Annotated in this window: 19 protein-coding genes; 16 read left to right on the top strand and 3 right to left on the bottom strand. The window is 45.5% G+C overall.

The genetic code is table 11. The features are described 5' to 3' along the window. Window positions 1–9 precede the first annotated feature (9 nt). From IAQ59_RS19790 to trmB, 8 genes are all read left to right on the top strand, one after another. Window positions 10–2994 (top strand): tetratricopeptide repeat protein, encoded by a 2985-nt coding sequence (locus IAQ59_RS19790; RefSeq protein WP_209332590.1) that lies wholly within the window; start codon window positions 10–12, stop codon window positions 2992–2994. 2 nt (window positions 2995–2996) lie between these two features. Continuing rightward, window positions 2997–4676, top strand: coding sequence for a TonB-dependent receptor (locus IAQ59_RS19785; RefSeq protein ID WP_245189727.1), 1680 nt, complete (start codon window positions 2997–2999; stop codon window positions 4674–4676). Between the two features lie 102 nt (window positions 4677–4778). Next, window positions 4779–5459, top strand: a complete 681-nt coding sequence (locus IAQ59_RS19780) for an SPOR domain-containing protein (protein WP_209332589.1) — start codon at window positions 4779–4781, stop codon at window positions 5457–5459. Between the two features lies 1 nt (window position 5460). Then, window positions 5461–6156 (top strand): MotA/TolQ/ExbB proton channel family protein, encoded by a 696-nt coding sequence (locus tag IAQ59_RS19775; protein WP_209332588.1) that lies wholly within the window; start codon window positions 5461–5463, stop codon window positions 6154–6156. 5 nt (window positions 6157–6161) lie between these two features. Next, window positions 6162–6554, top strand: a complete 393-nt coding sequence (locus tag IAQ59_RS19770; RefSeq protein ID WP_209332587.1) for an ExbD/TolR family protein — start codon at window positions 6162–6164, stop codon at window positions 6552–6554. Window positions 6555–6558: 4 nt separating this feature from the next. Then, window positions 6559–7509, top strand: a complete 951-nt coding sequence (locus tag IAQ59_RS19765) for an energy transducer TonB (RefSeq protein WP_209332586.1) — start codon at window positions 6559–6561, stop codon at window positions 7507–7509. A 9-nt stretch (window positions 7510–7518) separates the two neighbouring features. Continuing rightward, on the top strand, window positions 7519–8811 hold the full coding sequence (locus IAQ59_RS19760) for a bifunctional folylpolyglutamate synthase/dihydrofolate synthase (RefSeq protein WP_209332585.1): 1293 nt from the start codon (window positions 7519–7521) through the stop codon (window positions 8809–8811). 2 nt (window positions 8812–8813) lie between these two features. Continuing rightward, window positions 8814–9476 carry a tRNA (guanosine(46)-N7)-methyltransferase TrmB gene (gene trmB, locus IAQ59_RS19755; protein ID WP_209332584.1) on the top strand — a complete coding sequence of 221 codons (663 nt, stop codon included), beginning with the start codon at window positions 8814–8816 and terminating at the stop codon, window positions 9474–9476. Window positions 9477–9497: 21 nt separating this feature from the next. Here the strand turns inward: trmB and IAQ59_RS19750 are convergent, their stop codons facing one another. After that, window positions 9498–10124, bottom strand: coding sequence for a beta/alpha barrel domain-containing protein (locus tag IAQ59_RS19750; protein WP_209332583.1), 627 nt, complete (start codon window positions 10122–10124; stop codon window positions 9498–9500). Window positions 10125–10314: 190 nt separating this feature from the next. Here IAQ59_RS19750 and IAQ59_RS19745 point away from each other — a divergent pair, with 190 nt between their 5' ends. The 7 genes from IAQ59_RS19745 (at window position 10315) to IAQ59_RS19715 (ending at window position 19122) form a co-directional block, all read left to right on the top strand. Beyond that, the gene (locus IAQ59_RS19745; RefSeq protein WP_209332582.1) at window positions 10315–11007 is read left to right on the top strand and encodes a hypothetical protein; all 693 of its coding nucleotides are present in this window, start codon (window positions 10315–10317) and stop codon (window positions 11005–11007) included. Further along, a complete protein-coding gene (locus tag IAQ59_RS19740; RefSeq protein WP_209332581.1) occupies window positions 10994–12634 on the top strand; it encodes a S8 family serine peptidase in 1641 nt (546 codons plus the stop codon). The genes IAQ59_RS19745 and IAQ59_RS19740 overlap by 14 nt, the downstream gene beginning before the upstream one ends. A gap of 99 nt (window positions 12635–12733) precedes the next feature. Further along, window positions 12734–13387 (top strand): ribulose-phosphate 3-epimerase, encoded by a 654-nt coding sequence (gene rpe, locus IAQ59_RS19735; protein WP_209332580.1) that lies wholly within the window; start codon window positions 12734–12736, stop codon window positions 13385–13387. Window positions 13388–13501: 114 nt separating this feature from the next. Next, on the top strand, window positions 13502–14008 hold the full coding sequence (locus tag IAQ59_RS19730; RefSeq protein ID WP_209332579.1) for a hypothetical protein: 507 nt from the start codon (window positions 13502–13504) through the stop codon (window positions 14006–14008). Between the two features lie 134 nt (window positions 14009–14142). After that, on the top strand, window positions 14143–15138 hold the full coding sequence (locus IAQ59_RS19725; RefSeq protein WP_245189726.1) for a hypothetical protein: 996 nt from the start codon (window positions 14143–14145) through the stop codon (window positions 15136–15138). A 162-nt stretch (window positions 15139–15300) separates the two neighbouring features. Further along, complete coding sequence (gene gyrA, locus IAQ59_RS19720; RefSeq protein ID WP_209332578.1) at window positions 15301–17841, top strand: DNA gyrase subunit A; 2541 nt, start codon at window positions 15301–15303, stop codon at window positions 17839–17841. Window positions 17842–17910: 69 nt separating this feature from the next. Then, window positions 17911–19122, top strand: a complete 1212-nt coding sequence (locus IAQ59_RS19715; protein ID WP_209332577.1) for a tetratricopeptide repeat protein — start codon at window positions 17911–17913, stop codon at window positions 19120–19122. 121 nt (window positions 19123–19243) lie between these two features. Here the strand turns inward: IAQ59_RS19715 and IAQ59_RS19710 are convergent, their stop codons facing one another. Continuing rightward, a complete protein-coding gene (locus IAQ59_RS19710; protein ID WP_209332576.1) occupies window positions 19244–20713 on the bottom strand; it encodes an SLC13 family permease in 1470 nt (489 codons plus the stop codon). 290 nt (window positions 20714–21003) lie between these two features. Between IAQ59_RS19710 and IAQ59_RS19705 the strand changes: the two genes are divergently transcribed. After that, complete coding sequence (locus IAQ59_RS19705) at window positions 21004–24240, top strand: PVC-type heme-binding CxxCH protein (protein ID WP_209332575.1); 3237 nt, start codon at window positions 21004–21006, stop codon at window positions 24238–24240. Window positions 24241–24341: 101 nt separating this feature from the next. Here the strand turns inward: IAQ59_RS19705 and IAQ59_RS19700 are convergent, their stop codons facing one another. Continuing rightward, window positions 24342–25655 carry a purple acid phosphatase family protein gene (locus IAQ59_RS19700; protein ID WP_209332574.1) on the bottom strand — a complete coding sequence of 438 codons (1314 nt, stop codon included), beginning with the start codon at window positions 25653–25655 and terminating at the stop codon, window positions 24342–24344. Between the last annotated feature and the right edge of the window lie 631 nt (window positions 25656–26286).

Raw genomic sequence — 26286 nt, 5'->3', positions numbered from 1 at the left:
ACAGTATGTATGAAGCATAATTTGATTGTTTTTTTTGTGTTGTTTTTCCACTATAAGGGATCTGCACAGTCCACATTATATCAAAGAAGCACGGAAAATCTTTTCAACGATGCCCTTGAATTGTACCAAAAAGAACAATTCTCGGCATCTAGGATTGCGTTCAGCAGGCTTCTTAACGGGGAACTTTCGGAACACAAGGCGGTGGCTTCTGAATATTATCTGGCATCCTCGGCGCTAAAATCCAATAATCCCGATGGACCCTCTGTATTGGAGCGTTTTATTTTAGATAATCCCAACGAACCCCAAACAACGGATGCAGCAATCGAATTGGGAAACCACTATTTTCTTGCGAGGAACTACACCAAGGCCATCGAAACCTTTCGTCGTATCGATTCAGAGGCACTCTATGGAGAGAGAAAGCCAGAAGTGCTGTTTAAGTTGGGCTATTCATTTTTTATGCTGAAAAAATACGGGGAAGCTATTCCCTACCTGGAAGAAGCCAAACGCTACCGCAGCGATTACCTTGCGGATGCGTACTATTATGCGGGGTATGCGTACATGGTGCAGCAGCAAGATGAGGAGGCGATTAGGGATTTCAAAGAAGCGGAGAAGGCACGAGCCTATTCAGGAAAAGTTCCGTATATGTTGTCTTCCATTTATTATAAGCGCCAACAATACGATGAGCTGATTGCATATGCACCGGGAATTTTGGAAAGGCAGGGCTTGGAAAAGAAAGAAGACGTACAGTTACTACTGGCAGAAGCCTATTTTGAAAAAAGAAACCACGAACTGGCTGCCGAAAATTATGCGGCATTTACCGCTTCCAACAAGGGCAGTTTAACGCGGGAACAGCAATACAAAGCAGGCGTATCCCACTACCATGTCGGCAAATATGCGGAGGCCAGCAACTACTTCAAGGAAGTTGCCCTCGGAAATGATCGGCTAGGACAGGTTTCCAGCTATTACTTGGGCCATGCCTATATTAAATTGAATAACCCCCAGTTTGCTTCGAATAGCTTTAGCGCGGCGTACAAGGCGGATTTTGACCAGGAGATCAAAGAGGAAGCCCTCCTGAATTATGCCAAAGTGAATTTGGAGCGTGGCAGTTTCCAGGATGCCGTAAATGCCTTGGATTCCTATCTAGACCAATACCGAAACGGAGCACATGCACGGGAAGCAGAAAACCTGCTTAGTGATGCACTGATTAATACAAACAACTACCTTAGGGCAATTGAGCACATGGACAAGATGCCCAATAAGTCAGAACGTATAAAAGCGGCCTATCAAAAAGTAGCTTTTTATCAGGCGATGGTGTATTACCGGGACGGGAAGTATGGCAGTGCATTGCAAATGCTAGGTAAATCCCAAACCTTTCCGATTGATAAAAATCTGGCAGTTCAGGCCCAGTTTTGGAAAGGGGAAACACACGCTGTCAACAATAAACCGGAAGAAGCAATTAAAGCGTACGAAGCCGTTCTTTCCATGAGGCCCGCGGCACAGGACCAGAGTCTGATAAAAACCCACTATGGATTGGGCTATGCCTATTACAATACTCAACGCTATCCCCAGGCAGAGGCTCAGTTTAAGGCGTACACTGATAAACTGAGGAATAATAGGGATCGGGAAAATTACGACGATGCATTAATTCGACTGGGAGACACGTATTATGTGCAAAAAAAGTTTAGGGAAGCGTTGGATACTTTTAACCGGGCGATCAGAGAAAATAATCCTTATACAGACTATGCTTATTTTCGCGTGGGTGTGATTTATAATTTTGAAAACCGGAACAATGAGGCCATAGACCAATTAAATCGGGTAATCAATGGCTTTCCTTCCAGCCGTTACTATGAGGATGCCTTGTACCAGCGGGCCCAGATAAACATGGAAATGACCCGATACGAGGATGCCCGGACCGGGTTCTCCGAGCTGATTTCCAACCGGTCCAATAGTCCCTTTATCCCATATGCGCTGGAAGGGCGGGCCGTGGCCAATTATTCCATTCGAGACTATGAAGGAGCGATCAGAGATTATAAAGCCATCTTGGATAACCACCCCAATTCGGCAAATGTAGAATCCGCATTGGTAGGCTTGCAGGAAAGCCTCACCCTGCAGGGAAGAGCTGGCGAATTTTCCACCTATTTGAGCAACTATAAACGGACTAATCCAGGCAGCAGCTCGCTACAGACATTGGAGTTTGAGACGGCCAAAAACCTGTTTTTCAATCAAACCTACAACGAGGCGATCCGTGCCTTTGAAAACTTCATAAGAAGCTATCCCAATGCAACTCAGCTATCTGAGGCCCAGTTTTTTATTGGAGATTCCTATTTTCGCATTGGAGACCGAAATAAAGCATTGGAGTACTTTTACCAAGTAGAGAAGACACAGGAAATCTCCCTTAAAAATAGGGCTATACAGCGAATCGGAACCTTGGAGTATGAAAATGGCAATTACATGCAAGCTATTCGATTTCTTCGTCTCAGCATGCAAAATGCCCGTACAAAGTTGGAAGAATACGAATCTCTCAGCAGCCTAACGGATGCCTTCTACCTAACCCAGCAGTATGACTCCGCGGTGGTTTATGCTGACCGGATCGTGGAACTGGGAGATATTACGATAGATGCCACACCGAAGGCGCTGTTGACCAAGGGAAAATCGCTAGTGGAAAAAGGATTGGTAAACGAGGCTAGAAACACCTTTAAGGAGTTGTATTCCACCTTTAAGACCGTGCAGGGAGCGGAGGCGCTATACCTTATGGCATTTTCTTACCACGAGGCAGGGATGTTCGCGGCTTCTAATGACTTGGTATTTGACGAATCACAGCCTTTCGGCCCGTATGATTTTTGGTATGGTAAGCAGTTTATTCTACTGGCAAAAAATTACCTTAAATTGAATGAGACATTTCAGGCAAAGGCGACGTTGGAATCCATTGTGGAGAACTCGCCCAATGATCAGGTAAAGGAAGAGGCAAGCCAACTGTTAAGAACGATCAACTGAATATGAACCGATTAATAAAAAAACTTTTCATCACAAGCTTTGGAGTTGTTTCTCCATTTTTACTAAATGCCCAGGAGACAACTCCAGGGGCCGAGAGGGGGGAAATAAGGGATACCGAATTTATTATCCGAAAGGACCGGGTATTAACGTTGCCCACACAAAACCGGATAAACGAAAGACCACCCGCCCTGCCCAGTGTAGGGAGCCAAGGGAATTATACCTACGCAGTCAAGGACTTTTTTCTGGACATGGCGCCAGTTACAGTAGCTATTCAGCCTTTTGCAAGGAATTTTCCCAAACCACCTGTAGATGCTTATCATAGCTTTACCAGGCTGGGTTATGGGAATTTTCGCTCGCCCTTAGCAGAAATCCACCTCAATAACCTGCCTGATGATGAACACACCTTTGGTGTGAAACTAAAACATCAGGGATTCTATCGGGGGCCCGTTGACGGGGCCTCTTCGGCAGAAGATCACACAGAAGTTAAATTGAATGGTTCTCTTTTTCGGGAAGATTTGGAAATCTTCGGTGATTTTGGGTACGATCGGGACAAATACCATTTCTATGGATACTCTGAAGGATCGCTTTCTAGCAACGAACCCTTCGATTTGGCCCAGGTATTACACACGGCCTACGGACGCGTAGGAATTCGGAAAGTTGAGCAACTCGATGTATTTAATTATCAGGCGACCTTGAATCTTCGGCTATTTAACGATAATTACTTGGCAAGGGAACACGAAGCTAGCTTACAGGCTATGGTAGGGTTCCGTGCCAATGAAAACCTTCACGGAGGCATAAATACACAGTTGTTCTTTACCTCACCTTCTGACGAAAGATATACAGGTATAAATCGGAACTACTTTAAGCTGCAACCTTTTGCGGTTTACCAAAAGGCAGGAATCCATTTCAAAGTAGGAGCCAATGTGATACACGAGAACGACGTGGTTCCCAATAAAACCAAGGATTTTCATGTGTACCCGCTAGCGGATATCTCTTACCATCCGGTGCAGAGCTTTGGCGTATATGCTTCTTACAAAGGCGATGTTTTGCGGAAGACGTACTATGATTTTGTTCGGGAAAATCCCTTTTTAGGCCCAAGTGAACAGCTGAGAAATACCATTCAAAATTACGAGGTAGACCTGGGCGTATCTGGGAAAATTCTTGATGAAATGCACTACAAGGCAGGGGTGAAATACGGAAATTTTTCCAACATGCATTTTTTTGGAAATAGCGCCGTTGACAGTACCCGGTTTCAGTTGATCTACGACGAAGTCAGCCAGGTTCTGAATTATCATATAGCTGCTGAGTGGAATTTTGAAGGGATGTATAAAGTAGACGGGGAAATTAACTATTATCAATATACGTTAACCGATTTGACCAGTCCGTGGCATCGCCCGGAGTGGGAAGTTAAAGTGCACAATACCTTCCAGCCAGACTCCAAGTGGACGATACAGTTCAATGCCCACCTGATGGGGGGGATTTCAGCCATTAATTTGGAGTCGGATGTGAGTACCACCTTGAAACCAATTTTGGACGTACAGGCAAAATTCGACTACCGAATAACCCCGCGGTTTTCAGTGTTTGCCATTGGAAATAACCTACTGAACCAATCGAATCAGCGCTTTTGGAACTATCCAGTACGTGGAATCCAGGGTATCGGTGGTATCACCATGAAATTCTGATCCCAGTTCGCCGTAAGGTTGATTGCTTAATTTAGGTGTATAATTGGCTATTTGACCGTTTTACCTTAGTTTAGTATATTCAAACAGCTTACTATTTTTGATATGTCTGACAAAGAGCCTTCTGCCAATAATAATTTCTCATCCGAAGACGATGATTTCGGACTGCCAAAAGGAAGCTTTTCTCCACTAGAGGAGAATAAGCCTGTAGAAAATGACGCGGAAAATACATCAGGGGCACCTATGCCTGACCCGGTGGATGATTTGTCGGAACCATCGGCAGACCAGCCGGAACAAAACGACGTAAGTTCCCGCTCGGGGTGGCTGGTTATATTGCTTCTTTTGATCCTCGTAACGGTTTCAGGTATAGGGTTTTACATGGGGTGGTTTACACCACAAGATAGGGGGCAGCAAACAACAGATTTGGGCCAAATTCCCGTAGAGGCGCAGCCGCCAGTTGTTTCCGAGACGCCGTCTGAGGTGCCGGAAATACCGTCTGAAACCAAAAAGCCGACAGAAGAATTAAATTTAACTGAAATTACATCGAGAGGGGATTCTCCACGTTATTTTGTAGTGGTGGGTAGCTTTATTGACGACGACTTGGCCAAAGATTACTCTAAAAAACTAAATGAAGGTGGCTTTAAAACCTATTTGATTCATCCCTATGGAGATATTGATTTTTACCGGTTAGCCGTAGATGCGCATACCGGCGTTGCGGAAGCCCTTACGGTCATCGAGCGTATACAGGGTGATTTTGAAGAAAATTTATGGGTTTTGAAATATTAATATGACATTCTTGCAAACACTTTCTACCGACAACCAACTGGTAGTCGATACACTCACACAGCTTGAAAATAGCAGTTCCGACATTGGGCTGATTGATTTGATGATCAAAGGTGGCTACATGATGGTTCCCCTATACCTCTTGTTTGTATTGGCTGTGTACATCTTTGTGGAGCGGATCATTACACTGAAGAAGGCTTCGAAAACACCGAAGGGCCTGCTGGATCAGGTAAAGATGATGGTTCAAAGCGGCAATGTACAGCAGGCAAAAATGATCTGCCAAGGAGAAAGTACCCCGGTAGCACAGATGATTATCAAAGGATTGGAGCGAATAGGTAGCCCCCTCAAAAACATCGAGGTCGCTATCGAAAACGTGGGAAAGATTGAGATCTATAAGTTGGAAAAGAATTTGGGCCTGCTTGCTACTGTTTCCGGGGCGGCCCCGATGATCGGATTTCTCGGTACGGTTGCGGGCATGATCCGGGCATTTATAGGGGTGGCCCAGGAAGAGGGTATGGTATCGCCGAAGTTGCTCTCAACAGGGATTTATGAAGCGATGGTTACTACCGCTACCGGCTTGGTGGTGGGAATTCTAGCCTACCTGGGGTATAACTACCTTGTGTCTCAAGTGTCCAAGTTGATCCACAACATGGAATACTCCAGCATCGAATTTATAGACATGCTACAGGAAAAGAAATAACGATTATGGCGTTGCAATCCAAAAATAAAATCGAAACCGCATTCAGCATGTCCTCCATGACGGATATTATTTTTTTGTTGTTGATATTTTTCATGCTGACATCCTCTTTTATTACTCCCTCTGGGCTCCCGGTCAATTTGCCCTCCAGTGAGACATCGGATATTGTGATGCAGGAGGTAACCGTAAGTGTCACGAAGGATCTGCGATTTTCAGTAAATGACAAGCGGGTATCCCGGGAAGAAATCAAAGCGGAATTGGAAATGCTATTACGTGATACAAAGGGTCACGTGGTACTTCATATAGATAAAGAAGTGCCCGTAGAATACCTGGTAGAGATAGGTGGTATTGCCGCTACCTTGGAAGCAAATGTGTCTATCGCGACCAAACCATTTAAGTAAGTTAATGAACGCTTGGGAAGCAAATCGGGAAGAAGCAAATAATCGCAGAAAAGCTATGATCATCACGTTCATACTTAATTTACTTGTGCTCTTTGCCTTGTATTTCATCGTTGTTTGGCGCCAACCGGTACCACCTATTCCCCAGTTTGGACTGGAATTGAATTTGGGTTTTACGGATACAGGCTCTGGAAATGTACAAACTACTGCACCACCGGCAGAAACGAGGGAGCAAGTAGCAGAGCCACCTGCACCGGGTGAGCAAGCACAGCAGGTAACCCAAGCTACGGTACCAAAGTCGGCGCCGGAGACTTCGGTGGCCAGACCGGCACCGGCCCAATCCCAACGTCAAGTAGAAACCCAATCGCGGGTCGAAAGTCCTCTCAGAGGTGCTGAGACTACCGCTGAGGCAGTAAAAGACAGTGCAAAGCCTGCACAAACCCCTCCCGCTACCGCACCGGCTACAGCGGAAGCCCCAAAGACAGAAACAAAAGCAGCCGAAAAGCCAACAGTAGACCCTAGAGCGATCTTTGGCGCAGGTGGTACTACCGGTACCGGTAATCGGCCGAGTACAGGAAGCAATCAGGGCAGCACCGGGCGTCCCGGAGATGAAGGAAATCCGCAAGGCACGGTTGACGGACGCTCCATTCTGCAATCAGGTAGGGGAAACGCTGGTGATGGGGCTGGATATAACTTGGACTTGGCCGGTTGGGATTTTGCATCCAAACCAGATATACAAGACAGGGTATCCACCCGAAACGGGCGGATAGTCTTCAGAATTACGGTTGATCAGGATGGCAGAATCCAACAAGCTATTCCGTTGGAATACAATGTTTCCAATGAAGTCCTTAGTTATTATCGAACAGTTGTGAATCAGCTTTCATTTAAGCGCCAAAGCGGCAACCCTACGGCCGATTTTTCCACCGGACGCATCACCTTTATCATCAAAGTCGACTAATCGAGGCAAATGAATTATCAGGAGACTTTGGACTATTTGTTCAATGCCTTGCCCATGTTTCAGCGCATCGGTGCGGCAGCTTTTAAAAAAGATCTTGGGCCAACGATGGCTCTTTGTGGTCACTTGGGCAATCCCCAGCGAGCTTTCAAAAGTATCCATGTGGCAGGCACAAACGGAAAGGGTAGTACCTCCCACGCCTTGGCTTCCATATTACAGGAGCAGGGGTACAAGGTTGGTCTATACACCTCGCCACATCTAAAATCCTTTACCGAGCGAATCAGGGTAGATGGCCTACCGATTTGCGAAAAGGCTGTGGTTGATTTCGTTGCCCAAAACAAGGAGTTTCTTGAGCAGATTAAGCCCAGCTTTTTTGAGATGACTGTTGCACTAGCGTTTGACTATTTTGCACGGGAAAAGGTAGATATCGCAGTGGTCGAAGTGGGGATGGGAGGTAGGCTGGACAGTACGAATGTGCTTCTCCCAATCCTATGCGTCATTACCAATATTGGTATGGATCATATGCAGTTCTTGGGCGATACGTTGCCAGAGATTGCAGCTGAAAAGGCGGGCATCATTAAAACTGGCATTCCGGTCATAATAGGAACTACACAGGAGGAAACCGAACCGATTTTCACAGCCAAAGCACATGAACTAAAGGCACCGATTTATTTTGCGGATCGGCGGATACGGGCATCTCCCGGGCCCTATTTACCCGGAGGAAACGAAAGAGCCTTTTTCGTAGAATCCAGCTCGGGGCGAGTAACAATGACATTTGGGTTGGCAGGTGATTATCAAGCACAGAATTTACCAGCCATCCTGATGGCGGCCGAGATGCTTCCACAGTTGGGACTACCTGTTTCATCCGACTCACTTGAGCGTGGGCTTCGAAATTTGGTGCCAAATACCGGATTAAAAGGGCGATGGCAACGTCTCAATGAAATACCTTTAACTATTTGTGATACAGGTCATAATGAAGATGCTTTTAAAGTGATTATTCAACAGATAAAACAATTGATCTATAAGCGACTTTGGATAATTCTAGGTTTGGTCAAAGATAAGGATGTGGGATCCGTATTGTCTCTTTTACCGACGGACGCCACCTATGTGTTTTGCCAAGCGACTATTCCAAGGGCCATGACAGCGCAGGAATTGGCCAATCAGGCGGGTGCCTTTGGTTTGCTAGGCGAGGTGATAGAAGATGTGAACGAAGCGCTGAATTGGGCCCTTCAACGGGCTGATGATGATGATTTGATCTATGTTGGAGGCAGTACCTTTGTGGTTGCTGAAATAGCGAATTTATAGTTATGGGAAGAAATAAGTTAGCGCGGTTTCGCCAAAACGAAGAGAATAAAAACGTCGTACAACCCGGTAAAGAAATCTACGAAAACATCCAAGGCGGGTGGCAGGATTTTTTTGGAAATGATCAGCCGATCACGGTAGAACTCGCCTGTGGCAGGGGGGAATTTACCGTCGGATTAGGCAGGAGTCATTCAGGGCGAAACTTTATAGGGGTAGATATCAAAGGATCCCGTATATGGAAGGGCAGCACGATGGCTATTGCGGAAAAACTGCTAAACGTAGCCTTTTTGCGTGCACAAATCGAACAGTTGCATACGTTTTTTGCGGAAGGAGAAATCGCCGAGTTATGGATCACTTTTCCTGACCCTAGACCAAAGGACCGGGATGAGAAGCGTCGCCTTACTTCACAGAGGTTTTTGGACATGTATGAAACTTTAGTTGCAAAGGGGGGATTGATCCATTTTAAAACGGATAACACCGGCCTTTACCAATACACCAAGGAAATCCTGGCCGACCGTCCCAATACCCGAATACTAAAGGACACAAGTGATTTTTACGCTTCCGAATGGAAAGAGGATCACTTGGGAATAAAAACACGGTATGAAAAGATCTTCTCGGAAAAGGGAGAAACCATCAAGTACATTTGTTTCACGCTTTCTTCAGCTTAAGTAAGGTAAGATCTTGTCACGCTATTCCGTTTCCAATACTTCCAATATATCTGCCAATTCGTCGAAATCTTTGAGGCCAGGTTTGATTTCTTGACCACCTCGCAGCGAAATGCCCTTAATCCCCGTTAGCTCTAAAACTTGCTCTACATTGGTTCTTTCAAGGCCAAATCCCAAGATCACCGCACACTTTGCCGCCAATTCACGGACTATCCCCAGTATTTCTTCGTTCAAGCTGATGAACCGATCGCTTTCCAATAAAAGCTGAATTCCGTGTGGTTGCAGTTGCTGGGAAAGCGGGATCAGCTCCCTAAGGTCTGCCGTTTCGGCAATGTTTTTCTTAAGAATCAACTGATAACCACTGTTAAATAACATCGGGAGATAAATCTCCTTGGTGACTTGGATAAATGAGATCCCAGGGTACTGAGAGAGGGTTTCAAGTACCTTTTCCGGATCATACGAATCAAACTCTGCTACATACGCCGGCCCGAAAAGCCAGTCGGTAATCTCCTTATACGCTCCTGGACCTAAAAAGTCAGCTTGATGTTTTTCCAGACAAAAGCCCATCAGGTCTACGTACATCCCCGCACAGTACCTAGCGTCGCTGAGGTTGCTCACGGTACTTATTTTTACAAAAGTTTTTAGCGCCATTTTCGGATAAATTGTGTAAATTTTCTGAATTTGTCAAAGATAGCTGAATTGGCTAACATATCATTTACCGGTTTCCCAAGAAATGATTAGGTTTTCACCGCGGGCGGCGGGATGAATAAAGAATAGGATAGGGGAGTCGACCTTCGAAAAGTGACAAGGCAGGGGTGTATGAATACAAAATTGCAAGCAGATGATGAAGTGGATGAAATGGATTTTTTTAATGGCCAGTACTTTTTATTTGCTATCCTGCGACTGGATAGAACGTGAACAGCCGGAATCCTTTTTGCCCAGGTTTTCTCCCTTACAGGTAGGTAGGTTTTGGGTATATGAGGTGGATGAACGGGTGTTTTTTGGCGAAGATGATTTTGAAGATACCCGTTACTACTACCGAGACGAGATCACGGAGGAATTCCTCAACGAACAAGGCCAAGCAGCTTTCCGGGTAATCAGGCAAAAATCCCTCGATAGGCAGGTGTGGGTAAACGAGCTGGCTTTTGGACTGCGGATAGCTGATAACCGGCTCATTCGGCTCATGGACAATTTGCAGGAAATCAGATTAGTTTACCCAATAAGACTATTGGGAGAATGGGATTCCAATGCCCTGAATTCGCGCCCCAGTGAGTCTTTTACGATTGAGCAGGTCGGAAGCTATTCACTAGGTGAACGGGTTTTTCCATCCGCTGCATTGGTTCGCCATATGGAAGATGATGACATGATTACTTTTCGCGATAACCGTTACGAGGTGTATGCCGAGAACATTGGGTTGGTGGAGAGCTACTCAGAAGTATACCGCTATTGTTCGAGGAGTGACTGCCTTGGGCAACAAATCATTCAAAGTGGCCGTTTTATTCATTTGAAACTAATGACCCATGGAATTCTCTAAAAAAGCATTTTTTCTACTCGTAACTACCGTATTGCTAATTCAGGAAACGGATGCACAGGATCGGTATGCCATCCACTACCGATATAAGCCCACGGAACACTATAGCTTGGATCGGCCTGGAGAATTAATGACATCCGAGGCCTTGGCGAGACGGGAGCGGGAGGGAATCCGCTTAGATAGTACAGATTTGCCGGTTTCCCCCAAATATGTGAGTATAGTCGAGCCCAAGGTAACAAAAATCCTTTACCACACAAATTGGCTAAACGCCTCGGTGGTAGTAGCTGAAGAACCGGTAATCTCAGAAATCCGCAAACTACCATTTGTGTCCGAAGTTTTGCTGATAGGTAGAGGATCCGGAAAAGGGAGTGTAGAAAGTGGGAAAATGAGTTCAGAAACCCCACGATCCCTTCGTAAGGTGGAAGAACAATCCCAGCCATATGATTTTCAAAACGAATTGCTTGGAATTCCGCAAATGCACTTGGATGGATACACCGGTAGTGGGATACGTATTGCCGTTTTTGATGCAGGATTTCAACATGTAGATGTGATTCCGGCATTCAAGCACCTTTTTGAGGGCGGCAAAATACTTGGCACGAGGGATTTTGTTATTCCAGCATCATCGGATGTTTTTAAAGACGATACCCATGGAACCGGTGCCTTATCGCTTATAGCATCCAATCACGAACAACTCCTTGCAGGTGCCTATGATGCGTCGTTTATTTTATGTATTACTGAAGATGTAGCGTCTGAATTTAGGATTGAAGAATACAATTGGGTCAGAGCAGCTGAATATTCTGACAGCTTGGGTGTGGATATTATCAACAGCTCACTTGGTTATAACCAGTTTGACGATGTAGACATGAACTACGGGAAAGAGGATATGGATGGCCTTACGGCTACCATTAGCAGAGGTGCCTCAATGGCCGCCCAAAAGGGAATCCTAGTAGTGACCAGCAATGGAAACGAAGGGAACCTTAGCTGGCGTACCATGACAGCACCGGCTGATGCGGCTGGTGTTCTCGCCGTAGGGGCTATATCAAACAGCCTGGAAAAAGCGAGTTTTAGTTCGGTAGGCCCCACCGCAGATGGAAGGGTCAAACCAGATTTGGTGGCCTACGGAACCGGCGTAAATTTGTGGCGCTATGCTACGGGGCCCAGCTTTTCCAGTGGAACTTCTTTTTCGGCACCTCAGATTGCCGCGTTGGCAGCAGGATTGTGGCAGGCAAATCCCACCCTTCGGATGGCACAACTGAAAGAAAAGCTGATGCTAAGTGGACACCTAGCGGCTAACCCAAATATGGAACTTGGCTATGGAATTCCAAACTACGAAAGAGCCATGTATGGTGTGGTGCAGGGAAAGGAAGAAGAAATCCTAGCCGAACAGAAACTCCGTCTCTATCCCAACCCACTGGAAGGGGATAGATTGTTTGTGAAAAATGTACCAACGAACACCTGTTGTGTTCGCCTGATTTCCAGTTCAGGAAACCTGATCAACGAATGGCTATTGGCATCTAATCAGGAGAAGCAACCATTGGAATTTCAAATGAACGACGTAGTGCCTGGATTGTACATAATTGAATTTCAAGCTACTAACTGGTCAGAGCGATATAAGTTGCTAAAAAGGTAAGGATTTGGTCTTCAATTTCCCGTTTTTTGCTGCTAGATTCATTTGAATCTACAGTATCGTGCCCGATGAAAAAACCGTAATCTCCTAACCCGAAAAGCTATGAGACCTTTTATTGCCCCTTCCGTGTTGGCCGCAGATTTTGCAAATCTACAGCAAGAAATAGAAATGATAAATCAATCGGATGCTTCATACGTGCATGTAGACGTGATGGATGGAATATTCGTACCCAACATTTCTTTAGGTATCCCGGTCGTGGAAGCCATTCATCGGCATGCCGAGAAGCCTTTAGACGTGCATTTGATGATTATTGATCCAGATAAGTACTTACAGCGCTTCAAAGAAGCAGGCGCCGCCCACATTACAGTGCACTATGAGGCCTGTAATCATCTACACCGCACCTTGGACGAGATTCGAAGGTTGAATTGCAAAGCAGGGGTAGCATTGAATCCCCATACGCCTGTAGAGTTGCTGAAGGACATCATTCACGAAGTGGACTTGGTTTGTCTCATGTCAGTCAATCCGGGGTTTGGGGGACAAAAGTTTATCGAACATACCTACACCAAAATCGAAAACCTGAAAAAGTTGATAGTGCAGACCGGGTCTAAGGCCCAGATTGAGATTGACGGGGGCGTTAGCATGTCGAATGCATCGGCGTTGATTGAGGCCGGCGCAGATATCCTGGTAGCGGGAAATTTTATTTTTACTTCTAAAAATCCAATCGAAACCATTAATAACCTAAAAAATATTGCTTAAAGTCAAAATTAAGGGGAGAAAAGAAACTTTTGGCGCATTTCTTGCGGTAAAATTTGTGATACTAATTGAAAAGATCGAAATTAGTAAATAAGTTTAATCAAAAAAGATAGCTATATGAAAAAATTACGGTTCTTAGCACTCCTATTTGTAGGTTTCATGAGTTTCCAGGCGTTCGCCCAAGATGAGGCGGAGGAAATAACAGAAGAGGAATTAATGAAATTTGCGGTAATGGAAGACTCTGTGATGGCATTTTTCGAACAGAAAAACGACGAGTTGATTGACCTCATCCGTAACAACGAAGTGATTGACGGTGCCGGCAGGTACAATGAAATCAAATCGGCTTGGGACGATGCAGACAAATTGGCTGAAATCAAAATCACCGAAGAAGAGAAAGCCGCCTATGAAGGAATTCTTGCTTTTATGAGTTCTGTGCAGGATGAAGTCCGGGAATTTAAAATAGATCTGATCAAAAATGATGAAGTCCTTGGTGTGGCGACTTTCAACAAGGTGAACAAAGCCATGAAGGAAAATCCTGAAATCAAAGAAAAAGTCGATAGCCTACAGGCAGAACTTAAAGAGAAGCGCACATCCGAGCAAGATGGCGTCAGTGCAGATAGTTAAGCCTTGTTTCAGTTGAAAAATCAACCAAAAGCCCTCTATATTTGGAGGGTTTTTTTATTTATCTTCGTTAGGTAATAGCGATGCAAACAAAACGTTTGGTTATGAAAAGTTGTTATCCGACAAAATAAGCGATTATGGGAAGAAGCAAAGGCAGAGTTTGGTGGATTCAGCTGGGGTTGGTTTTATTATTTGTCCTTCCGGCGCCGGCGCAAGACGAAGATATTTTCGGAATTGAGCGTAAACTGAAAAACCGCACGAGAAAAAGTGATAGTGAGCTGGGAAATGTATTTCGAAACGTCCTGGGAGGATTTTCTTTTGAAGTTGGAGGAGGCGTTGGCTATCATACCAATTCGATGAGTTTTGCCAGTATGGATCCAACCACCTATCCCATCACTTCTGTAATCACCGAGACAGTATCTGATATCAATCAAGGTGACACGCTTGGTTTTCGCGGAGGCAATCTTGGATTTCCATTTCAGATGGGGATAAAGTTAAATCTAGTTGATCTAATCGAAATTGGCGGTGGATACGGGCGTGAATGGGGCAATATGGATGCGCTTCGTGTGGAAGATTTCCGATTTAATTTTGGAAGTAACACCTACACCTTTGACAAGCTCTATGGTTCCGTGGGCTTGATACTTTACGATGCAGGAAAGCGACAGTCTTTTCTAAACTTAAAATACCGAAAATACGCCGGTTCCAATCATTACATGCAATCTGAGCGTAAGCTTCGCATGGAACAGGACTATCCCTGGCGATTTCTGGTTGACGCCGAATTTGGACAGTTATTTCTTCGACAAGCTTATGACGGTAGACTGAATATTGATAAACCATTTTATTCCATAGGGTTTCGGATTGAAAGGGAGTTTTCGGAATACACGAAGATGTTTGTCCGTCCCTCAGTTACATTTAGGGAGTTTACGTACATTCAAGGCATGGAGCCAACAGAGGTTCAGCAAATCAAACAACAGCTCTTTACTGTTCAGTTGGGTGTAGCGCTGCGGTTGCCGGCCACCAAGCGCTGTAAAGTGCCAGGATGCGGCGTGGTAATGAAGCATTTGCACAATGGGGTAGAGTACCGCGGAAGTTCCATTTGGAATATGCAACACCGCAAAGTGGGCCAATGGTAGTACATTTGGTCAATGTGGCCTAGAGGTTTCTTAAAAACAAACTAAAGTAACTGCATGAATATAAATTAAATACCATGGTTTTTTCGTTTAGGTAAAATTATCTTTTTCTAAAACCGCCGGTTTTGCGTATATTGCCATTTATTATTGAGAATAATTTTGAATATGGCTCAAGGAGAAAACGAGAACATCATACCAATCAATATTGAGGAGGAAATGCGCGGAGCTTACATCGATTATTCGATGTCAGTGATTGTTTCCCGAGCCCTCCCAGATGTCAGAGATGGGTTAAAGCCAGTACACAGGCGAATACTTTTTGGAATGCAGGAGTTGGGTGTCACCCATAATAAGCCTTACAAGAAATCCGCTAGAATTGTCGGTGAGGTTTTGGGTAAATACCACCCCCATGGCGATTCGGCGGTATACGAAACCCTCGTGCGGATGGCACAGCCTTGGTCTCTTAGGTATCCCTTGGTAGACCCTCAGGGTAACTTTGGATCCATAGACGGGGACAATGCGGCGGCGATGAGGTATACCGAGGCCCGTCTGCGGCGGATCGCCGAAGAGTTGCTTATCGATATCAACAAAGAAACCGTTGACTTTCAACTCAACTTTGACGACAGTCTAAAGGAGCCGGTGGTTTTACCAGCCAAAATACCCGCACTGCTACTTAATGGTGCCTCCGGTATTGCGGTAGGGATGGCTACCAACATGGCACCCCACAACCTTACCGAAGTGATAAACGGCATCATTGCATACGTGGATAATCGGGATATCACCGTGTCGGAATTGATGCAGTACATCACTGCGCCTGATTTTCCCACAGGAGGGATTATTTACGGGTATAACGGTGTAAAATCGGCGTTTGAAACCGGTAGGGGCCGGATCATCGTACGAGGCAAAGCCAATGTGGAGCAAAAAGACAATGGCAAGGAGATGATCATCATTTCCGAAATCCCCTATATGGTAAACAAAGCGGGCATGGTAGAAAAAACAGCCCAGCTTATCAACGAGAAAAAGTTAGACGGCATCTCGGCCATCCGGGATGAGTCGGATCGACAAGGGATGCGGATCGTATATGAACTGAAAAAAGATGCGGTGCCCAATGTCGTATTGAATAACCTATACAAGCATACCCAATTACAGACCTCCTTCAGTGTAAATAACGTGGCGCTGGTGAAAGGCAGACCTTACACGCTCAACCTAAAGGACCTTATCGTGCACTATGTGAGCCATCGGCACGAAGTGGTTGTCAGGAGAACGGAGTATGAGCTAAAAGAAGCTGAAAAGCGAGCGCATATTTTGGAAGGTTACCTTATAGCGCTGGATCATTTGGATGAGGTAATAACCCTTATCCGGAATTCCAGGGATCCAGAGACCGCCCGAACCGGGTTGATGGAGCGGTTTTCACTATCCGAAATTCAGGCGCGAGCAATCCTCGACATGCGTTTGCAACGTTTGACCGGAATGGAACGGGAAAAGATCCAAAAGGAATACGATGAGTTGATCCTACTTATCGAAGACCTCAAGGAAATCCTGGCCAACGAGGACCGAAGAATGGACATCATCAAAACAGAGCTTGCTGAGATGAGAGACCGGTATGGAGACGAACGCAGGACTGCGATCGAGCACAATGCCGAGGATTTCAATTACGAAGACATGATTCCCAACGAGGAGGTGGTTATCACAGTAAGCCATCAGGGGTACATCAAGCGTACCGTGCTGACGGAGTACAAAACCCAAAGCCGAGGAGGCGTAGGATCCAAGGGGGTGTCGACCAAGGATGATGATTTTACCGAATACCTCTTCACCGCCATGACCCACAATTACCTGCTGATTTTCACGGATAAGGGCAAATTGTTTTGGCTGAAGACGTATGGTATACCGGAAGGGGGTAAGACCTCAAAGGGAAGGCCCATTCAAAATCTAATAAACATAGAAAGTGACGATAAAATCCGCTCTATTATTCAGGTTTCTGATCTGGATGATGCAGATTATATCAACAATAACTATATTGTGATGATTACCAAGAACGGTGTCATCAAGAAGACTACCTTGGAGCAATACTCCCGACCTCGTTCTAATGGAATCATCGCATTGAATATCCGGGATGAAGATCAACTGGTAAATGTAGAGCTTACGAATGGGGACTCCCATATTGTCATCGCTGCCAGTTCGGGAAGGGCTGTACACTTCCACGAATCAACGGTTCGCCCCATGGGAAGGACAGCGACAGGCGTAAAAGCGATCAACCTAGAGGATGGCAATTACCATGTAATTGGCATGGTTTGTGTTTCTAGAGAGGATGCAACGCTGTTAGTTGTTTCGGAAAAAGGCTATGGAAAGCGCTCTTACCTTTCGGAATATCGAATCACCAACCGAGGGGGAAAAGGGGTAAAGGCCATGAATATCACCGAAAAGACAGGAGGGTTGGTAGCTATCAAAGAAGTAGCAGATACTGATGATTTGATGATCATTAACAAATCTGGTATAGCCATACGCACTCCGGTATCCGGTGTCCGGGTCATGGGGAGGGCGACACAAGGGGTGAAGCTTATTCGCTTGAATGACAACGACGAGATATCATCCATCGAGAAAATCGAAAACATCATGGAGAACCAGGAAGAGGGGGATTCCGACTCGAATCCTTCCGGTGGATCCGGTGGGTTGGCTTCTGACGATGTAGCTACCGAATCCAATGAATAGAAAAATCAATAACCTTTATTTAGTTAATTTAACATAAGAACCAATCGAATTAGATTAAAAACTACAAACATGAAAAAGTTAATTTTATCATTAGCTTTGGTTGGAATAGCCACTACGCTAGCATTTGGTCAAAAGAAAGTCGTCAAATCTGCCGAAAAGAATATGAAGCGGGGCGCCTTGGAAGAAGCGTACACGGAGATTCAATCAGCGCTTCAGGACCCCGAGACTGGGGGGCTATCGGACACTTACCTATTAAAAGGTAAAATAGAGACGATGATGTTTGAAGGCGATTCTTCAAACACCATGCAGACGTTGGATTATGGTCAATCGGCGAAGGAAAGTTTCTTCAAGACTTTCGAAATGGAAGGAATGGACTCGACCACGAAGGTTTCGAAAGACCTGTTTAAAGAAGTGGTACCGGATATGCCGGAAAACTTTCAGGGGCAGGGAATCTATCGGTTGAAGAATGCTTCCTTCAATAAGGCGATAGACCGCTACGAAGACGATGACATGGAAATGGCCTTTGAATTTTTTGCTCTTGCCGCAGATTTGGATCCAAAGGATACGTCGATCGTATTTAATGCAGGGTATACCGGCAATATGGTAGGAGAGTCCCAGCGTGCTAAAAAATATTTCACTTCGCTTTTGGACATTGAGGAGTATAATAAATTGAATGCCTATTACTTCTTGATTCAAATCGCTTCTGCCGAAGATAATAATCCGGAGGAGGCCTATCGACTTGTATCTCAGGCAAGAGACATCTATCCAGATGACAAAGGCTTAGCTGAATTCGAAATCCAGTTATTGTTACAGCTTGATAAGATGGATGAGGCAATGACCTCAATAGAATCTGCACTTAAAAATGATCCGGAAAACACCGCCATTTTGTTGAGATACGGATACCTGAAGGAAAAATCCGGAGATATTGACGGTGCACTTGCTGAATACAAAAAGACGGTAGCGGTAGATTCAGATTTCTTTGAAGGCAATTACTATGCTGGGGCCTTGTATCTTGAAAAGGCCAGAAATATCATCACTGAAGTCAATAATCTCTCCGATGAGGAGTGGGAGGAAAAGTCTCCGATTATGGTAAAAGAGGCTGATGACCTTTATGCAGAAGCGCTTCCTTATTTCACGCGAGCTTCTAATCTAAAGCCTGATAATACCGACATCATGGAGATCTTATATCAGATCCATACCCGCCTTAAAAACGAAGCGAAGATAGAGGAATACGACAAGAAGTTGAGTGAATTACTCGGTCCAAATTGGTTGGAAAGATAATCAGTTTCCTACAACAAAGTCTCTTACTACAAAAAGGAAGCCCTTTGAATTCGGTAATTCAAAGGGCTTCCCTTTTTTATTTCGGTATTCCGAGATCATTGCCATGCATCTTCACGGGCGCTTAGCGTAATTCAGAAGGAAATCCAGCTAAGTCAATACCCCAAACGAAGGGAAGAAAAAACAGAATCAGTAATAAAATGCACGCTATAGACACCAAGTTCATCCAAAATCCCGTGCGCATCATAGCGGGAATGGTCAAGTAACCTGAACCAAAGACCACGGCATTGGGCGGAGTGGCCACAGGAAGCATAAATGCACAGCTAGCGGCTAGAGTTGCGGCTATCATCAGTCCAAAGGGATGTACGTTCATAGCCAATGCCACTGCCGATAAAATTGGTAATAGCATGGAAGCAGTAGCCACATTGGAGGTAATTTCGGTGAGGAAGTTAACAGCAGCAATTACCAGTAACAGAAATAGCCAGAAACTCACATCTTGTAATAAAACAAATTGTTGACCAATCCACTGTGCCAGACCGGTCTGTTGAAAACCAATGGCTAGTGCCAATCCACCTCCAAAAAGGATCAGAATTCCCCACGGAATTTTTTCAGCTACTTCCCAGCTTAGCAAGCGTTCGCCCTTAGGTCCTCCTGAAGGTAGTACAAACAGCACGAGCACCCCCAGCAAAGCAATGATGGTATCGTCCAGTATGGGGATGAGCTTCTGAAGGAGAAATGTTCGGCTAATCCATGCCACAGAAACTAACATAAACACGATCAAAACGCGCATTTCCTCACGGGATATTCTTCCCAGTGCTTTTAGCTGTTGGATAATTTCTTCTTTGCCTCCGGTCGCTTGTCTAGCTAGGGATAGATCAAATGCCACATTGACTAAAAAATACCAACACACCACCAGCAAGACAATGGCAACAGGCAGCCCTATCATCATCCACTCGCTAAACCCAATTTCGATACCGTATGTCTTTCTGATTACCCCTACCAGGATAATGTTGGTTGGTGTCCCAATGATGGTTGCCATACCCCCTATACTGGCTGAATAGGCAATTCCCAACATCAACGCCCTTCCAACGGTATTTTGTGTGTAATTTGCATCCATCAGTTGGCTTCCCATTTGGGTAATGACTGCCACTGCTATGGGAAGCATCATCAATGAAGTTGCTGTGTTTGATATCCACATGGACAGAAAACCTGTCGCCAACATAAAACCAAAAATAATTCGTTTCATATCGGTACCCATCAGGGCAATGATATTTAACGCGATCCGCTTATGTAGATTCCAACGCTCGATGGTAACTGCAATCATAAATCCACCCATGTAAAGGAGTACCATGGGATCCGAATAGGCTACAGACGTTTCCTTTATGCCTAAAACACCGGTTAACGGAAATAAGACCAGAGGTAGCAGAGCGGTGGCCGCAATAGGAATAGCTTCTGTAATCCACCAAACTGCAATCCAAGCAGTTATCGCAATCAAGGATACGCCTTCTGTGGAAAGATCGGCTGGCTTTACAAGCAATAAGATCGCTGAGAAGAGGAGAGGGCCCAAAAAGAGCCCAATACGTGATATACTCATAGTTGTTTAAAAATTAAGAATAACCACTTTTCTTGATAAATCAAAGGTAAATACCATGGATCTTTTCAAAGCCGACCACATAATAGCCTTTGGAAAAGACTAAAATTTATTTTAGTATTGAACTTGGTGCGAATATGATTTCTTTATTGCAGGTAAGTACAGGATGGTATTTTCCGGAATTTCGAGCTTATTCGGCAAATCGTTTATAAACCGCAAATCTTTTATCTCCATAATTGATCGGTGTTTTCACCGAACTCGTTAACTTAAAATATATCCCAATACACCACCAAATGAAAAAACGAACTAACCTGGCCAGGGGATTGGCCTACCTGCTCATTGCGGCTTTCATGTTCAGCTGTGGACCGGAAGAGGAAACCTTGGATCTCCGAAAAAGTCAGCACATCATGCTGATTGGCAATAACCTGGGCTCCAGAATGATGGACTATGGGCTGTTTGAAACTGAAATGCATGTACGCTATCCGGATTCACTGTTGTATATCCGAAACATGTGTGACCCGGGTGATACACCTGGATTTAGAGCTCACTCAGGAAGAAAAACCCCTTGGGCTTTTCCGGGTGCTGAAAAATTCCAGACGGAGTTAGCTACGCCCTCTGGTAGTGAGGGTCACTTGGAATACCCTGACGAATGGCTGACAAACCATAAGGCAGATGTGATTGTAGGCTTTTTTGGATATAACGAGAGTTTTGGTGGCCTAGATGCGCTGGAAATGTGGAAAGAAGAGCTTCAAGCCTTTATTGACCATACCAAAGGACAGAGTTACAACGGTAACCTTCCACCTCAATTGGCGCTGGTTTCACCCATTGCTTTCGAGGACCTCTCCGCGCTGTACGATCTGCCTGACGGGGTGAAGGAAAACGATAATATAAAGCTTTATACGGACGCCATGAAAGAAGTGGCTGAGAGAAATCAGGTATTCTTTGTAGATGCCTTTGAGCCTTCTAAGAAGTGGTATGACTCAAGTAAGGAACCCTTGACGATAGATGGATTCCAGTTAAATGAAGAAGGCTACAAAAAGTTTTCTGTTTTCTTGGCAGATAAGCTGTTTGGCAAAAACAAAGCAAAGGCTGAGAAATACAGGGCATCGATCCACGAGGCCGTTATGGAAAAAAACTGGATGTGGCATAACGACTACAAAATCCCCAATGGGGTACATGTCTTTGGCCGCAGGTACAATCCATTCGGACCGGATAACTACCCATATGAATTGGAGAAAATTCGACAGATGACCGCAAACAGGGACCAAGCCATTTGGGCGGCAAGTAAGGGAGAGCAGTTTGATCTTGTGGCAGCGGATGCCACCACCCGCGAATTGCCGGAAATCGAAACCAATTACAATCCAGAGCGAAACGGTAGTCTGGAATACCTTTATGGTCAAGATGCGTTGGATCAAATCCATGTACCTGAGGGGTATAAATTGGAATTGTTTGCCTCAGAGGTTGAATTTCCGGATTTGGCTAACCCCGTTCAGATGACTTTTGACAACAAAGGACGGCTTTGGGTAGCCGTAATGCCCAGCTATCCTCATTATAAACCGGGAGATCCAAAGCCAAACGATAAGATACTCATACTAGAGGACACGAACAACGATGGAAAGGCAGACAAGCAGACTGTTTTTGCAGATGGCCTGCACCTTCCCATTGGATTGGAAATTGCTCCTGAAGGAGTCTATGTATCTCAGGGAATCAATCTGGTTATCCTCAAAGACCTGGACGGCGATGACCACGCCGATACCAAAGAAATTCTATTAAGTGGTTTCGACGATCACGATACCCACCATAACATCAGTGCCTTTGTGACAGACCCTTCGGGTGCAATCTACATGGGAGAAGGCGTATTCTTACATACCAATGTAGAAACTCCCTATGGACCGGTACGCGCTACAAATGGGGGGTTTTATAGATACAACCCTGCTAGAAAACACTTGGAGCGCACCGCCCAATTACCCATACCAAACCCATGGGGGATTGCATTTGATGACTGGGGCCAGAATTTCTTCGCCGAAACCTCCGGGCCGGACGTTCGCTGGATGATGCCAGGTTCGGTAAAGCCGCGCTATGGGGTGGCTACCCACAAAGGGTTCAACCTAATAGAAGATGCCCACCGAGTGAGACCTACCTCTGGATTGGAATTTGTATCTAGCCGCCACTTTCCCGACGAGCATCAGGGTGATCTGTTGATCAACAACACCATTGGTTTCTTGGGAATGAAACAGCATGCAATCGAAGACGACGGCACCGGCTACCACAGCCGCCATCGATTGGATCTGGTAAAAAGTGACGACCGAAATTTCAGGCCGGTAGATATGGAGTTTGCTCCGGACGGATCGTTGTATTTCATCGATTGGCATAATATCCTTGTAGGCCATATGCAGCACAACGCCCGCGATCCGCTAAGAGATCACGTGCACGGAAGAGTATACCGAATCACCTATCCATCCCGTCCATTGGTAACACCTCCAAAGATTCACGGGGCATCTATTGATGAATTGCTTGAAAACCTCAAATTACCTGAGTTTAGGGCTCGCTACCGCACAAGAACTGAGTTACGAGGCCGAGATGCAAACGAGGTTACCTCCAAAATAAAAGCTTGGGTAGGCAATCTGGACAAGAACGACCCAAAATATGAACATCATGTATTGGAAGCGCTTTGGGTTACCTGGGGTCTAAATAAGGTGGATCAAGACCTGTTAAAGCAAATGTTAAACTCCAAGGATTTCCATGCGAGGGCTGCTGCTACCCGAGTATTGCGATACACGGGACATCAAGTGGCCGATCAAATTGACCTGTTGAAGCAGGCCGCCGCAGACGAACACGGAAGAGTCCGTCTAGAAGCGATCGTAGCCGCTTCTTGGTTGGATAAAGATAGTGGACTTGAAATTCTACAGGTAGCTAACGAGCATCCGAAAGATGACTGGATGATCAAAGCATTTGAGACATCCTTGGCACACCTGAATGGTTTCTCTGTTAGTGACGTTATCATCAGTGCAAGTGGGAGCATTGAATTCAAGAGCAAGACACCGGACGCCCCCACGGAGGCTCCTAAGGCTGTAAATAACTTATCCGGAGCTGAAATGGCATTGTATGAAAAAGGAAAAGTGATTTATGGTAAAGAGGGCTTTTGTATTACCTGCCATCAGGAAGATGGTAAAGGGTTGGCAGCCTCTGGCTTTCCGCCACTTGCCGGAACGCGTTGGGTACTGGGTAGTGAAGAGCGCCTGATAAAAATCATACTAAACGGTTTGATGGGCCCGATAGAAGTATTGGGCAAATCCTACCCAGGTCAGGTTCCCATGACGCCCTATGGAGGTATGCTAAACGATGAAGACATCGCATCGGTAGCCACCTACGTGAGGAATTCGTTCGGAAATAGTGCTTCTGCCATTTCTCCTGCCAAAGTAAAAGAGGTTCGGGAAGCAACCAAGGGCAAATCAGGCTTCTATTCGCCTACCGAGCTATTGCAACAACATCCGTTGGAAAACCGGAATACGCAGACGGCGAGTAGGTAAACCGGTATCATCTAAAACCACCAATAAATAGTAAAGAGCTGCTTCATCCTTGAGGCAGCTCTTCGCTGTTTTAATAGGGTATCAACCGGTAGTTCCCAACCCTATTTCACGGATTCCGGATACTCATCAATGACATCCCCGTTTTCATTGATCATCAAAAAATGCTGGTGGGGTCCATGTAAGGTTACGATGATCGCCGAATTTTCCTGAGCAGACTTCTGCAGGTACCAAACTTCCTCTGGAGTCTTGGGGTTCCGCTTGGACACCCCCCAGGAACCGTCCCCGATATAGACAATACCTTGAGGATCTACTTGGTCACCACGGATCGGAAAGGTACGCTTGTAAGTATGGTCATCGTTTTCGAGGGCCACCCGAACCCCATGAGTTTCAAATAGCGGCACCCAATTGCGAAGTACCTCCTCTGACCAAAACTGGTTTCTTTTTCCACCCGGCTGTACCCTAGACGAGGGGTAGGCAGGCTTGTGGTACACGGGTAGGAGATGGGGGACATGTGTCCTGTTCGCCAATACCTGCTTTAGCCATGCGGTCTGTGTACCGCTGATCAGATTGCTGTGCGAACTGTCCAGAATAATCAAGGAAAGGTAATCACCAAAATCCAGCACGCCATAGCCGGGCTGTCCGGGAAATGCAAACAACCGATAAAAAAAGGGGCCTTTGGCCAGGCGCGACTCGTCGGTAGCTTCCTCCATGCGGCCCTGCTTTACCTTGGCGATAAAACCGGGCATGCCAGATCCCTTGTTGTCAATCTGAGACTCCGATCCGGGGTAGTGATGGTCTAGCACATCGTGGTTGCCAATGCCCACGACGATGGGAATCACCCGACCTTCCGAGGAGATTAGGTCTGTTTTAATGCGGTCAAACCAACGGTGCCAGAGATCCACGTTTTCCGCCAAACCGTTGGCATAGGCCAAATCACCTCCCCAGACAATGAAATCCAGGTCATAACGCATGACAGCCTCGTTCATTTGCCGAAACATATCTCCGTGGGAGGTATCGCCACCAGCTGCAAACCGTACCGGCTGGAAGTTGTGCAAAGGCAGGGTGCGGAAGGAGTATATGCGATCGTAACCTTTGAACCTAAACTCATAGGTGGAATAGGGGATCAATTGATTCAGTTCGACCCGATGGATGGTACGGTCGCTATGGGGAAATGGAAACTGCATCCCGCTAGCGTCCTTCCACTCACCTCCGAGCGGTCTTACCTGAAGCAGGGATTCGCTTGGTTCAGAAGGTTCGGTATGCCAGTCAATCGTGATGGTTGTACTAGGATCCTGCTGCCAGGTCAGGAAAATCCCCTTAGGCTCGTTCTGAGCCACAGCAACCAGCAAAAGAAAGAACAGCAATAGGTGGGTAAGCAAAAGGCGTCTGTAAACCATTTGGAAGGAAGGTATCATAAGGAAAAAGAATTGGTCTTACAAGTATACCCAATAATCGCCGAAATGGCCTATGTGGGAGGATAATTAGATGTGAGACGTGAGATGTTAGACATAAGACGTTAGACATAAGATTTAAGATTCGTGGAATTTACCATCCCTCCTCACCAAAACGGCGAATCCGAAGCGAGCCTCACCTCATAAACATAACTCAATATATCGCCGAAGCATTCGCCACCATATTATGCAAAGGGTAGGGGTGCGATTATACTACTCGGCTTTTTGCGGGATGGGGGGGAATATCCTTTCCATCAAGACCACGTAAGGAACCGACAAAAGGACGGAAATCATGAAATAGGGGAGGTTGAAAGTTGGCCAGTTTAGATTTAAAATCAGGTAAAAGGTCGTAAAAAACAATAGAAAACCAAAAAACAACTTCAGCGAAAAACGGGTGGTTGTGCCCATTTGAATAAATGGGTAACAAATCGAGACGACCAAAGGGGTCGCGATAAGGACAAGTTTATCTCCTAGTAGGCTGGTTAAATCCGAATGGAATGAAATAACAAAAATAACTAGCAGGACGTTTAATGAGACTTTTACTACTTTACGGAGTTAAAAATTACTTGGTTAGGAGCTCCAAAATTGCTATATT

This window comes from Lunatimonas salinarum, from assembly GCF_017811155.1.
GTDB lineage: Bacteria > Bacteroidota > Bacteroidia > Cytophagales > Cyclobacteriaceae > Lunatimonas > Lunatimonas salinarum.
The sequence above is the reverse complement of the archived record's forward strand: the minus strand, read 5'-3'. Positions and strand labels throughout refer to the sequence as shown.